The following is a 14,566-nucleotide window of genomic DNA, read 5'->3' as shown; positions in this document are numbered from 1 at the left end:
TGCAAAAACCCCTAATGATCAGATTTAAAACTCGTCCAATAAGCGGACTCCCACATCCGTCTCATTGAAACTGCTCTGATTCCCCGATTTATTGACCGCGGTAACGCCAATGCGCGTAATAAGATCCCGATCCATTTCTAAGGAATAGAGCGGCAATTCAAAGCTATTTTTGGTTCTGTCCAAAATGACATACTGCCACGCATCGGCATACTTATAAAAAACCACCCATTTAAAAACAGTTTCCCTTTTGGGATGTGTCCATGAGACGACAACTTTGTCATCTACAACCTGGGTATTTACCACTGGTGCTTGTGGAAATTTAGTTGTAAGCCACGGACTTGCAGGCACTAAGGCTTGTTGGTTATAGGGGCCATTGACCAAAGCTTCGGAGAGGTTGGGGTATTTTAATAACGGGCCGATACTCCAATGGGCTGTCCCCATACTTGGTGAAGTCAGACCACGTGTCAGCAGAATCTGATTGATGGTTTCATCCACATTGGCGGCATCGCCACCATAGTCAATTCTGATTCCTGGCCATAAGTGCCGCTTTTGGGTGTTTTCATTTTCCCACCAACCCAATAACAACGGAAAACTTTGCCCTACTTGATTGATCTTCCAATACAATTGGGGAGCGAAGTAATCAATCCAGCCTTCGTTCAACCACAATTTGGCATCAGCATATAGTTCGTTGTACTGATCCATACCCACAATAGATTTAGCGGGATCAGGTCTCCAGATGCCAAACGGACTGATTCCAAATTTCACATCGGGTTTTTCAGCTTTAATTTCTTCATAGATGCGTTTTACAAATCCGTTGACTGCTGCTCTGCGCCAATCGGGCTTGGAGAGCATTCCTCCCGCTTTTAAATAGGCCTGATAACTCTGAGCATCAGGAAAATCCATGCCTCCATTATAAGAGGCATAGGGGTAAAAGTAGTCGTCAAAATGAATCCCATCTACGTCATAGCGCTTTAGAATATCCATAACCACTGCCGAGGCATGATCTTGGGTGGCCTGCTTGGACGGGTCCATCCACCACATGCCGTTTTTTAGGCTGACCATAAGTTCAGAATGTGTGTTCACCAGCGAATTTGATGCCACCACGCCACCTGTAGTATGGTGCGCCCGATAGGGATTCATCCAAACGTGCAATTCCATACCACGGTCGTGGGCTGCCTCTATCCAGAATTGCAGCGGATCATAATACGGTGATGGTGCTTTGCCCACTTCCCCAGTCAGAAAGTAAGACCAAGGTTCCAAGTCGCTTTTATATAAGGCATCCGCCTGTGGTCGGGCTTGGAAGATGACCGCATTATAATTATGATCCTTTAAAAAGTCCAATAGCCTGAGCGCCTCATCCTGTTGTTGTTGGGTAGTTAAGCCAGGCTTACTGGGCCAATTGATATTTGCCACCGTTGCAATCCACGCTGCCCTAAACTCGCGCATCACCTCAGGACTCTCATTAAACAACGGGAGTTCACGCATTTTTTCCTCTTTTTTTAACGGTGCTTTTACTTTAGATTCCTGCGCTTTTATTGAATCTATTGTGATTTCAGGGAGCTTAGGTTTTGGCTTTGCAACTACTCTTGAAGTCTCTCTTTTTGAAGGTGTTGGTCTGGAAACTGTTTTTGGTGCTTTACAAGACTGCACCACAAGCAGAAGAAACAGAAGAATGACAACAGATTTGAGTTTATGCGACATAAAATTAGGGGAAAATGTTGAGCAAATTTTAAACATTAAATCCAACATTCAAAATCTATTTGCAAAAAGAAAAAGATTGAGGTGGTGGCTCTAATATCTACTGTATCGTGTATAATATGCCATATTCCGTTATGGAATACAAGATCTTAGGGGCTTTAAATCCTGCAGGTAGCATTATACATTGCCCCGTGCAATGTTCTTACATTTGTTTCGCAACATTCTAACATTATTGATAACGCCTGGGTTACCGGAAAGATTTAATAACGGTAAGTGTTCCTTAATTAATTTTGCCTCCAAATCCTTAAGATCGGTATCCGTGGCAATCCAATTAAAAATGAGATGCTCCTCAATCCACTGTATAATCTCTTCCTCATGTTCAGGAGAAAACTTATAATTATTTTGATTACTCTTACCTATCAATGAGCCGGGTTCAGGCACATAACCAAGCACCGCCCCAATAGTTCTAAAAAAAGTACCGTGTCCTTTAGCCCTTAGTTCTTGCTCGTAGAACTGAGTTCGCAAGCTTTTGGAAGCATGGCCGATATACATAATGGTGTGATTTCGTTCAGTCAAGACATTTAAAAACACAATATCCAATGCTTTTATATCTTTAATCCGAACCGCATAAAGTCCGGGAGCGTCTGGTACGTTCTGTTCGCACTCCGTAATGGATTTAAAGTTTTTTTCATTGATCAACACCTTCATCATCAACTTAGGGTCCAAGCCTATTTTCTTTACCGACACTTGTTTTTGCTTGGGGGTCGATTTTTTGGCCACGATGCCTTCTGTACTCTTTAGACCAATCAAATTATTGGTACGACTAAATAGATGCGAATGGGTTTTAACGCGAGCCGACACCTGACTGCCTTTAATGTCAGACCCATCCTTTTTACTGTACCAGCTATTCGCATTTAAAATTTCAGCAATTTCTGAAACCGTTAAGGATTTTCCAGCTTTTAATAACGCTTGTTGTATCGCTTCGTGCAATGTCATATTATAAACTACTTTTTTATTAAATCTATTTAAGAATTGGGGACTACCGATTTGAGTTTTATTATCTCAACACTCCCACTTAAGCCATTACTAGGTGTTAATATGGTCAGCCTTTTGGGTGGAAGGTATTGTCTGCACCAAACATTCTGTGGGTATGCCCTTTTGACACCATAATCATGTGCTGTTACCGTTGGTACCAGTCCGTCCAATATTAATGCTCCTGATCCACCAGTTTTGGCAGATGCAGGTGTTGAAACAAGCTTGGTAGATGGATTTGGATTTAGTGCTACATTAAAGCGCATGTCTATTAAAAACAGATAAATTTTGTACACTATAGGATGAAGCTGTAAATTTAGGCAAAAAATTTGAATTTAAATTCCAACATTCCACATCAATTTAGAAAAATTATGATGTTGGACAGTGGCTGCAACCCACACTACCCATCTCTAATCAAACTTTGATGCCTGCCGGTAACGCCGCTATTTATGACTTATACCAAATTAACAATATAATATCGCATTCAAACTCGTTCATTTTCCGTTCTATTTCCTTGCTCATATTTTCCATAGCTATGGCTATGCAAAACAATCGCAGCGTCATATAACGAAAAAGCAACTTCGTTTTCTATGCGACATTATAAAATTAAATTGGTATTAAAAGGTTCAAATGCGCTATAAACCAAAGGCAGACCATAATATTAATGGGGACTACCGGGTTACTCCTTGTGTATCCAAAAGGACTGTCTAATGGTTGCCAATTGTGGGTCTTGAATCACAATTTCCATTTTATGATAGCCTTCAGATAAGGTATCTGGCAATTCCCCTTTCCAGATATGATGTGATTTTTTTCTTAAGTACGGTGCTTTTTTACTGTTCTTATCAGGGCTGTTCCCTTCACGTTGCGATTGTTTGATATAATTGACATGAGGATCAACCATATATTCCTTTTTTAAGAAAAGTGTTTCCCCATTTGGTAATGTTATAGAAACCTTGGTTTTGTTTGAGCCTGCAAAAACGTTTACAAAAAATGTGTTGTTTTTTGACAAAGAGGCCAAGGGCTTATCATCTCTATCACCGAGCCACACATTAAATTGTTTACTTTCTGGCAGATCTACCCCCTTGTATTTTATTTTATAATCCGTTTTGTCAAATTCAATTTCAAAATACCCTCTTGGTGTGCCACAACTCATCAAGGATAGTGGAATGCCTTCATAGTCTTTTTGTCCGGTCCACCAGTTTCCGGACACTGCACCCGCTGTGAGTTCGTGGATGATATTGCCTGACGACGTTTCAATATAATTTTGAAATACCGTATGAGAGTGACCTGTTAAAAATAGTACATTCTTAAATGGGTCTAAAATATCAAGAATCTCTTTTTTGTTTTTCATCCATACCAGAGGTATGTGTTGGTTGATTACTATAGGATATTTAACATCTATTGTTTTGAGTAAGTGGGATAAAAAACGGAGTTCTTTTTGTTGATATATTCCTGTATAGCCAAACTTTCCTTTTGGGGTGATACTGTTTAATGAAATAAATAGTACATCATTATAAAAATAAGCCTGTGTTTCTGATCCAAAATGTTCTCTAAATTGATGTGGCTGTTGGTTTTGACCACCATTAAACCCTCTATCATGATTACCATAAACCACCCATGACTGCTGAGGGACGTCATCAATTAATCTTTTTAGAGGTTGAAACAGTTCTGGAGAATCGTTTACCAGATCGCCCAAATAGATGCTAAAATCAAAATCATCTCTATTGAGCAGTTCCTGCAATATTGATTTTGTGGCTTGGGCCAACTCAACCTGAGTTCCAACTTGAATATCACCTATTGCCAGGAATTTAAACTTTTTTTTCTTTTTAACCTTTTGCAGTCCAAAAGTTATATCAAAGGTTGACGCTTCATCTAAACTATCCGGTACTTTGTACCACCACTTTTTTGGATTTACGTATTTATAACCAGAAGGTAAAATGGGGAAAATGACTTGGTCTGGTTTTATAGGAATTTTGAATATTCCTTTTCTATTTGTTTTGACAATAGTGTCACCATTAGAAACCATTACATTATGGAGTCCTCTACTCTTTTTTAATGACTTTGTATATTTTACAACATTGCCACTAACCCAATGTGCTGAGTTTTGAGCGTAAGAAAAGGTTGTCAGTGATAAGAAACATATAATAAGAAACTTAAAAATGGAGTCCATAGCTATTGTTTTAAAAATAAATAAGCGGAGATTATTATACTCCGCTTATTTTTCACTATTGCATTACATTTGTTTATTGATTATCTGGAGAATCAAATTTATGTAAACTTAATTGATTGCTTACTAAAAATGACGCATACGAAATGCCGTTAGGTGCCACTTCAAGTTTTAAGCTACTAGCATCTGATGCTGCAAACGATACCTGAGTTCCCCAGTTATTGACATCGTTGTCAAATGGCAAGAAAGTTGGTGTTTTGGTATCATCTTGAAATAACAACATCGGTACGTTGAATTTGTTAACGGCAAGCGCAAAATCTCTAACTTGAGACGTTGCCACCAAATCACCAATAGTGCTCCATGTGGATGCTTCTGCGTCATACTTTTTAACGCGTAACTGATAATCAGTACTTGGACCGTTATTTTCAGCATAAGCTAAATAAACGTTGCCGTCTTCGTCGACATCTAATTCTAAATCATAAGAATAAATAGTGTTTTCTTCATTTTCTTTCATTTTATCTGCCAGTGTCGTCCACGCACCATTTTCGTATTTATATACTGATACAGATTGCAGGTTTCCAAAGTCGAGTGCGGCAACATAAACCACATCATTCATTACTTTGGACTTTACCACTCTTGCTGCTCCAGACCTTCCAGTTATGGTAAGGTCAGACCACGCACCACCAGAAAAGGTTTTTGAGAAGACACTACGTCTGTCGTCACCTCTTTCATCGTGTATATAAAAGCCATAAATCGTATTGTCACTAGTAATTGCTAAGGCATTGTCACCCGCTTTTGTACCAGTATAAGGTGCACCACCAACATAGCCCCATGAACCGCCTTCATAGGTCATTATCGAGGCTTCTCTCACATCTGTATTTTCTAAGAAGCTAACAAAAGGATCGCCCGCAGCATTAAAGGCCAAGTCAACTGATCGCGCTCTGAAATTTGAAAAATCTTGAGCACCAATTCTGTTCCAAGCGGTACCATCATAATTGATAAGATTCATTTTTCGATCGTCTGGACTTTCTCTTTGACTAATATAAGCAACGTATGGTAAACCGGTTGAAGGGTTAATTCTTAATGAAATGTCTGAAATATCATCTTCAGTATACGAAGCGTACAAACTCCATACAGAGCTTGCCATTTTACCAACAGAAACTGTATAGATTTCGTTCGTGGTGCCTTCAGTAACCAAGTATTCTACTGCTGCAGAAAAATCGTTGGGTGTAGTCCCGCTAACCTGCACTACAGAACCTACTTTTACTACATCACCTTCGGTAGTTGTAAAGCTTGCAACTAAGTTGGTTAAATCGGTTTCATTAGGAAGTGATATACTAATATCATTGGTTGTTATATCTTCTATGACATAATCACTCAGTAATACTCCCGGATTATCGTTTGCATAAAAACCAAAACTTTTCATCCCTACTTCCGCTGGAGGAGCCGGCTCTGGTGCATCATCATCGCTGCTGCAGCTTACTGCCAGCGAAAAAATTGCTGTTAAAACAAATAAATGTTTGAGTGTTGTTTTCATCATTCTAATAAATATTTAAAGGTTAATAATTAATAATTTTTTGGGTATAAGACGGCCTTAATACGAGGTGTCTTTAGGAAATATTTTTTCGCGTTTTTTGAAATCTCTTTTTCAGTAATTTTGTTAACCATATCTTCATAATCTGTTACGAACTTCCAATTATCATATTGGTTAAAATAGTAATCTCTAATGCTCTTTGTCCAAAAAGAATTTCTTTGCTTATTGAGATGGAAGTTTTTAATAAGGTTTGTTTTTACTGTTTGCAAATGATGCGTGATATTAGTTTTTCCTGAACCAATTCCTTTTAGAATTGATTTTATTTCTGTAGTAATTTTATCAACGTCGGATGGATTACACACTAATGCAATAGTCTGTCTACTTAAAGGTGTAGGATGTTTTGTAGCGCTTATGGATACGCTCACCCCGTACACAACGCCCAATTCTTCACGGAGACGCTTATTCATTTTTAGTTTTAAAATGGCTTCTAAAAGTTGGTTCTGTACTTCTAAATTTGGAATGTCCTTTAATTTGTGGTCTTGTTGAAATACTAATGAGAATACCGCCTTAGGTGAATCGCCATTGTGCTTTATATAATCAACATCCTTCTTATGAATGGGCTGTGGTTGATATTTGTAAGAATTGTCAAATTCTCCTTTTGGTATGCCTCCAATGTATGTTTTTATATAAGGGAGAACGTCCTCTAATTCTTTATCGGTGATGATCGTCAGCACATAGTTGTCGGCAACGCCAAAAAAGTCGTTGTATATTCCTGATAATGCCTCCTGCTGTAATTTAATTTCTAGGCTTTCTTTAGACTCGGACACCGTCGTATAATCTTTGCCACGGACTATATATTTTAATTCCTTTTGAAAATTTTCCCGAGCCGATTCTGGCTTACTTGAGATTTTGGCAATAGCCATGTCTTTTAATTGCTTAAAAAGTAAGCTATCAATTCTTGGCTGTGTGGCTTTTAGATAAAACAGTTCAAAAAGCGTTTCAATATCCTGAACATTAGAACTTCCAAAGATACCAGATCGTGTTTTATCAATCAGAAAACGGACCTTGGCGCTATTCCCTGCTAGATAATAACTTAAAGCTTCTCTTGAGAATGCTCCGTAACCACTCATAGCGACCGTAGGGGCCGTATATTGTACATTAACGTAGTTGGTACTGTCCATAGCATAAAAACCACCCTTTCTAAAACCAGCCAATAAAATTTTATCCCGATCTAAAGACGATTTTTTATAAATCACTTTTGCCCCGTTACTTAAATGTATTTCTTGAGCATCAATCTCAGGAACGGCGACTATACGTTCAACTGAACCATTTTTTGGAGGTTTTTGCAGTAAAAACTCAGGAACTTCAATGGTACTTTTATAAGGCGTTGTTTTTTGTGATTTAACTTTTTTTGCAGCACTTAATAATTCCTGGTGACTAGGCAAACTACTTAAATCGTCACTATTGGTAGTCAATAAATAATGAAAAGGGGCTTTCTTTTTGTTTGCTTTTAGCGCCTTTAGGACTTGAACAGAATCAAGTTCCGAAAAGCTATTTTTCATTAATTGGTATTCATCTTCCATGGATATAATCATATTTCCGTAAAAGAAATCCTGATACATTTGCCTTATCATTCCTGATGCTGAAATGGATTTTCGATCTAAAGACCGTTTAAAAGAGGCCAGCATCGTTTTCTTTATTTTTTCTATTTCCAAGGATGTAAAACCATATTGGAAAATTTGCTGAAAATGAGTATTGAATTCACTGATGCCCTCTATAGCATTTTCCGGTTCAAACTCAATAGTGGCCACTAAGGCACCTTTCGATTTTAAGAAATTGCCAACGCTAATATTTCCTTTATTGTAATGAATATCATCAAAGGATAGTTTTGCCAATCGTTCGGAGGTCAACTTGTTTAACACACTTCGGTTAAGATAATTCTGATAGGCAGTTTCAGTATTCACATCCTTAAAGACGTCTTGTAATTGAATATAATTCAATTCTGTCTTTTTGGTCCATTGATCGCTATAAACAATTAAACTATCTGTGGCATAATCAGCAATATTTCCTAAAGTCAATTCTGGCTTTTTTGAGGGTATGTTTGCAAATTTTTCAATAATAGCCTGTTCTACCGCTTCGGGATTAATATCTCCGCTAATCGCTACAGCTATTAAAGAAGGGTCATACCATTTTTCATAAAAAGCTCTCAACTCGTCCAATTTAAAATGCTTTAGACTCGTGGTATCTCCAATAACTTTTCTTTCGCTATAAAAAGATTTATTTAACAACACATCCAAGAATACTTGTGTGCTTTGAATTTTAGGTGATTGTTTAGAAAGCCATTCTGATAACACTACGCCACGTTCCTTTTCCACCTCCAACGGATCCAATAGCAAACCGTGCACCCAGTCAGACATAATGGTGAGAGTAGAATCTACTACAGCAGCTTCCTTTGTCGGAATCTTTAATTTGTAAATTGTTTCTTCAAAAGAGGTATGTGCATTTAAATCATGACCAAATTTAGAGCCTTTGCTTTCCAGAAACTCGATTAGTTCATTGGCTTCAAAATGTTTTGTCCCGTTAAAAGCCATATGCTCCAAAAAGTGTGCTAACCCACGTTGCTGTTCAGTTTCCTGTAATGAACCGACCTTTACGAAGAGCTGAAAATGCGCTTCTCCAGCAACTTGATCTGTAGGATAGATGTAATACGTTAATCCATTATCCAATTGCTTTTTTATAAGTACACTGTCCTGAACCAGGTTTTGAGAGATTCCTGAAAATGCAATAAAATATATTATGAAACTTAAAATGTTACGCATAGCTTAATTATTGACTTTTTCTAATACCAATTTACTTTGGTTTGCATCTGGTCCCGGGAACCCTACTGTTACATTTAAGTTAGTGGAATCTAATTGTATGGTTAAGGTGTTATTTTTTGTGGGGTCTATAACATTATCCATCCATTGAATTTGTATAGGACGTCTCGTGATTCCAATAGGAAAAACCATTGGATATTCTGTAGTTATAATTTTAAAATCTACATTTTCTTTGAGGCCATCACCCACAATTATGGAATAATCTAAGAGCATATCCTGGTCAAGTGGTTTTGAACTTAAGTAGATATAATAAGAGGCAATATCTTTTCTACTTGAGTTGATATTTGCCTTTGAGACATTATTGAAGTTGATATGTACAAAAGGTTCATCAAATACAGATATCTCATCTTTATTACAAGAACTTAATGTGAGGCATAAAACCAATATTGGAAGTATTATATTTTTCATGGGTTTATTATTTAAAATTGTATACACTATAAACACGTTTAATACCCTTCATTTTGTATCATGGCTGTGTTGACATCCATTTCTTTTTGCGGAATTGGTAAGATAAACTTGTAGCTTGGGTATAGTACCTCCGTTACGCTGGAAGTCGTGTTTTCATTACGAATCATATCTTGCTTAGTCCGTGTTAAGTCGTATAAACGGTGACCTTCAAAAGCTAATTCTCTTGCACGCTCCTTATCTATTAAGTGGGCTACCTCTGCCTTGGTATTTTCCGCGATAGAAATATCAGCTACATCTTGTTGGTAATTACGAGCTAAGAGTGTTTTGATATCATCAATTGCCAAATCAATATTGTTTAAATGGTTATTGGCTTCTGCCCTTATCAGGTACATTTCAGAGGTTCTCAATACAATGATGTTATAATACTTTTCGGCGGTGGGCATATCTTTTTTCACATATTTTAAAGTCCCCGATAAATTATTGAGAGTATTTATTTCTAGTAATTGAAATCGAATATCGTCAGGGTATTCATTCAGTAGGCCCATCAGTTTAGCGTTTGCGTATCCTGAAGGACTTTGCAGATTATAAAATTTTATGAGTTCAGGGTTCTTTAGTTTACCATTCAATTTAAATAACGTTTCATCTTGAGCAGGAACCCTCAAAAACATATCTAAATATTCTTGCCCCTCTGACAGTGGGGTGCTTGCAATAGCCAAAGTTGCATAATCAACAGCTTCCGTCCAATTTTCCATATATAAATAAGTGCGTGCAAGCAAGCCATAAACCGATCTTTCAGACGCATAATAACTCGATTTTTCGCTTGGATTATGTGCAAAAAGTGTTTCAGATTCCTTTAAGTCTTTTAGAATTTGGGCATAGGTTTCTTTAACACTGCTTCTGGGCACATTGTCATCAGAGCTCGGCGTTTTTAGTAAAACAGGTATTCCAATATGACTAGCGTCAGCAGTGTAATTATACGGTTGTGCATATACCCTTACCAAATCAAAGTGAATTAGCGCTCTTAAAAAGAGAGCCTCTGCTTTGATAACTCTTAACTCGTCTTCACTTTTTGGATAAGCTTCAAGCAAGGACGGGTAATAGTAAAGGATATTATTTACGTTTACCAATGCTTCATAGGCATCTGTCCAGATACCACCTACAGCAGTAATTTCTTGATCAGGGTTGGAGTCATAATTGTATTGGGCGATCATCGAATTATCTCCCACGGCGTTTAATTCAAGCATGTCTGCCGCCACATCTGGATAAAGTAGAAACTCTTCTCCATAATACTTATAAACCGAACTATAGGCCCCAGGCAGTGCAGCTCGAACCCCGTCCATATCCGAAAAGAATACAGGAATGGTGGATTTTCCGGTTTGATCAACTTCTAAAAAATCATTGCAGCTACTGAACAAAAGAACGCTAAAAATGCTGATGTAGGTCTTTATATATTTCATTTTTTTACTTTAAAAAGTTACATTAATACCCAAAGAAATTTCTGTTTCCATAGGATACCCTCCTATATTACTTTTGTATGAATTCCTGTTTTTCTTGTCATGAGGCGTCCACACCAACAAATTATTACCAATAAGTGATAACGCTAATGATTGCAGCCCCAATGATTTTGTCAGCCCGTCATCAAAAGCATAATTAAACGCGGCATTCTGTATTTTAATATTGGTTTTACTGTATAAGAATCGGGTAGAGTTTCTAACCGATCCTGTACTAACACCCCACATTGGCTTAGGCGCTAACGCTAATTGTCCCTCACTTTGCCATCGGTTCAATTGATTAACTGATTGATTGGCTCTATCAATACTATAGCCGTCCGAATTGACACTTCTGGCAAACGAACTAAAGCTATGGCCACCAATGGTGTACCCCGCAGTAATACTAAAGCTAATTCTATTTTTAAAAGAAAAAGTGTTGGTCATACTACCAAACACATCTGGGTTGGAAGATTTTTCGGCCACTCTATTATTATTGCTAAATTCTTTGGTAATATTTCCTTGGGCATCATACCACATCGGGTATCCGTCACGAGGATCCACTCCTGCCCAATTAACCAGATAGTATGTATCTGTACTATTACCAACTTCCAAGCGTTGATTACCTAAGTTTTTAGGGACATCGTTATATAATTTCAATAACTTATTTTGGTTGTGGGAAGCAATCAGACGTGTTTGCCAATTAAAATTTTTGGTCACTATATTTTTGGTTTCAAGGGTCATCTCAATGCCCTTATTTTCAAGCTCACCAACATTTCTAACCATTGTGGTAACTCCTGTTAGTCTTGAAGCATCCAATTTGCTAATTAAGTTTTTAGTTCTGTTTTGGTATACCTCTGTAGAAATATCCACTCGGCTATTGAATAACGCTACTCTCAGGCCTATATTGGTCATATATGTGGTTTCCCAACTTAAATCAGGATTTGCACCGGTAGAAATTCCAGCACCAATTAAATCACCATATTGATAAGAGTCACTAATAACATAAACACCTTCTGGATCTTGATTGCCATATCTCGAGTTACCATTGGTGCCGTAACTCCCCTTTAAACTCAAAATATTAATTACATCACTGTCAAAAAAGGATTCTTTATGAATGTTCCAAGAAGCACCTGCTGATAAGAAACTGGCACGCCGTACATTCTGACCGAAATTTGAATTGCCGTCATTTCTACCATTTAGGGATAGATTGTAACGGTTGTCGTAGGTATAAGATATCTGGCCTAAGTACGAGGCTTTGGTTGTTTTTCTTTTACTACTGTTTCCATTTCTAAAAGAGGCATAGCTCACTTCTCTTATATGGTCGTTGACAAAGCCTGATCCATAAGATCCGATTGTAGAATAATGGTCTGCGCCAAATTCAATCCCTGCCACACCAGAAAATTGATGATTACCAAATTGTTTATTAAAGTTTACTCTGTTGATAACATTCCATTTTAAGAAATTTGAATTGGAAGCGTAAGCATAGCCTTCAGGCTTACCTTCCAAATTAATTCCCGACCAGTTTTTCATGGATTTATAGATGTTTTCGATGTAATTATTATAGTCCACACCAATTTGAGAACTCAAGGTAAACATCTCATTAATTTCGTAGCTTAAGCGCGTTGCAGCCTGCAAGGCCAAAGCATTTTGTCCATTATCATTTTGCTCACGCTCAGCAAGTCTATTGAAAAACTTTTTCTCTACCCATCTCGGTGTTCCATCTGGGTTTCTACCATCTATAATTTTATACTTCTGTCTATAAGTCCCATCCGCATTGTATGGCGAAATTATTGGTAAAGCACTGTGGTAATCCTCACGTGGTGTAAATGTTGAATTAATGTTATAAGAGCCTACCAATGAAAAGTCCAAACTCAACTTATTTGATAATTTAACGTTATTGTTAGACCGCAAAGACATACGCTGTTGCTTATTGCCTTTTAGCGCCATATTGTTTTCAAAATACGAGCCTGAGATCCGGTAGGTTGCTTTTTCACTACCGCCAGAGGCAGATAAATTTATCTGCGATGTGGTACCGACATCAAAAAACACATCGTACCAATCTGTATCTGTTGTTGAATAACTGTTCATATCATTATCCGTAAAAGGAAAAAGATCCATTGGGTTTCCTGCATTTGCGAACGATTCTTTGGCCAACGTCAAATATTGTTCGGCATTGAGTACCTTAAACTTTGTTCCACTATTAATAAATGATGCTCCCGATTTTACGGACAAATTTATTTGGGTTTTATGTGCTTTACCCCTTTTTGTAGTGACCAATATCACGCCATTGGCACCGTCGGCACCGTAAATAGTTGTGGCAGATGCGTCTTTAAGCACCGTCATTGACTCAATATCTTCGGGGTTTAAAAATGACAACGGACTAACACTAGTTTCAATTCCTGAAATCATGTTCGTCCTATTTCCTGTATTTATCGGGATTCCATCAACAATCCATAGCGGTTCATTAGATGCGGATAATGATGCTTTTCCTCTCACAATCACAGAATATCTCGGTCTTGCACTTGAGGCACCCGTACTTTGAGGATTTATTTCCAAACCCGGTATAATCCCTTCCAATAACTGGTCAATACGCTGCTGTGGTAGGTTAGAAATGTCCTTTGACGTAATTTGATAGGCACTAGATACTAAGTTAGATTTCTTTTGAGTGGTACCATAATTACTTGTTATTATCACCTCTTCTAAGGATTGGACATCTTCTTTTAAAACAATATGTTTATCTGTAGCATCTACTACTACGAGCTCTTGACTGACAAAACCCATACTGGTTATTTGCAAGACATCTCCTTCTGAAATACCATCGATACTGAAATTTCCATCAAAATCCGTAATGGCCCATTTTTTATTATTATTCTTTACTACAATAGTGACACCACTTAATGGTTCACCAGAAACATCTGTAACTACCCCCGTAACATCAAATAATTGTTGGAAAAGTCTACTGAAGATATTCTTTGTATTTTGATTTTCATTTTTATAAAGCACCACCTGTTTACCAACCACCCGATGTTTGATATCCGTTCCATTTAGGATTAGCCTTAACAGACTTTGGATATCTTTATTGACCACGTTAAAACTAACTTCCTTACTCAAATCTGACGTATTTAATCCAGATTGAACAAATACATAACCGGAAGTTTTTTCAATTTTATCAATGACATCTTTAATTGTAGCCTTCTGAATACTTAAGGTTATTTGGTCAGACTGTGAATTTGCTGCAGTGGCCTGTAAAGTGGAAAATATTGCAACCAATAGCATTAACAGGTGATTTAAAAGTGTTTTATTTAGACGGGACGACAATTTGAAAAGCAATTTACTTGATTGGTTTTGGTTCATTATTAAT

General features: G+C 37.5%; 9 protein-coding genes. All 9 read right to left on the bottom strand.

Going from position 1 to position 14,566, the window contains the following annotated elements; translation table 11 throughout:
* Nucleotides 1–24 precede the first annotated feature (24 nt).
* Nucleotides 25–1,701, bottom strand: coding sequence for a glycoside hydrolase family 10 protein (locus H3Z82_RS06595; RefSeq protein WP_182203921.1), 1,677 nt, complete (start codon nt 1,699–1,701; stop codon nt 25–27).
* Nucleotides 1,702–1,875: 174 nt separating this feature from the next.
* Nucleotides 1,876–2,694, bottom strand: a complete 819-nt coding sequence (locus tag H3Z82_RS06590; RefSeq protein WP_182203920.1) for a GIY-YIG nuclease family protein — start codon at nt 2,692–2,694, stop codon at nt 1,876–1,878.
* Between the two features lie 29 nt (nt 2,695–2,723).
* Nucleotides 2,724–3,026 carry a hypothetical protein gene (locus H3Z82_RS06585; protein ID WP_182203919.1) on the bottom strand — a complete coding sequence of 101 codons (303 nt, stop codon included), beginning with the start codon at nt 3,024–3,026 and terminating at the stop codon, nt 2,724–2,726.
* A 383-nt stretch (nt 3,027–3,409) separates the two neighbouring features.
* Complete coding sequence (locus H3Z82_RS06580; protein ID WP_182203917.1) at nt 3,410–4,900, bottom strand: calcineurin-like phosphoesterase C-terminal domain-containing protein; 1,491 nt, start codon at nt 4,898–4,900, stop codon at nt 3,410–3,412.
* Between the two features lie 73 nt (nt 4,901–4,973).
* Complete coding sequence (locus H3Z82_RS06575; protein ID WP_235982391.1) at nt 4,974–6,437, bottom strand: NHL repeat-containing protein; 1,464 nt, start codon at nt 6,435–6,437, stop codon at nt 4,974–4,976.
* A gap of 26 nt (nt 6,438–6,463) precedes the next feature.
* Nucleotides 6,464–9,250, bottom strand: coding sequence for a M16 family metallopeptidase (locus H3Z82_RS06570; protein WP_182203915.1), 2,787 nt, complete (start codon nt 9,248–9,250; stop codon nt 6,464–6,466).
* Nucleotides 9,251–9,253: 3 nt separating this feature from the next.
* Entirely contained in the window at nt 9,254–9,715 is a 462-nt protein-coding gene (locus H3Z82_RS06565) for a hypothetical protein (RefSeq protein WP_182203913.1), read from the bottom strand.
* 38 nt (nt 9,716–9,753) lie between these two features.
* The gene (locus H3Z82_RS06560) at nt 9,754–11,172 is read right to left on the bottom strand and encodes a RagB/SusD family nutrient uptake outer membrane protein (protein ID WP_182203911.1); all 1,419 of its coding nucleotides are present in this window, start codon (nt 11,170–11,172) and stop codon (nt 9,754–9,756) included.
* A gap of 9 nt (nt 11,173–11,181) precedes the next feature.
* The gene (locus H3Z82_RS06555) at nt 11,182–14,481 is read right to left on the bottom strand and encodes a SusC/RagA family TonB-linked outer membrane protein (RefSeq protein ID WP_182203909.1); all 3,300 of its coding nucleotides are present in this window, start codon (nt 14,479–14,481) and stop codon (nt 11,182–11,184) included.
* Nucleotides 14,482–14,566: the final 85 nt, after the last annotated feature.

The sequence above is a fragment of the Gelidibacter maritimus genome (genome assembly GCF_014062315.1).
In the GTDB taxonomy this organism is placed as follows: Bacteria; Bacteroidota; Bacteroidia; order Flavobacteriales; family Flavobacteriaceae; genus Gelidibacter; species Gelidibacter maritimus.
The sequence above is the reverse complement of the archived record's forward strand: the minus strand, read 5'-3'. Positions and strand labels throughout refer to the sequence as shown.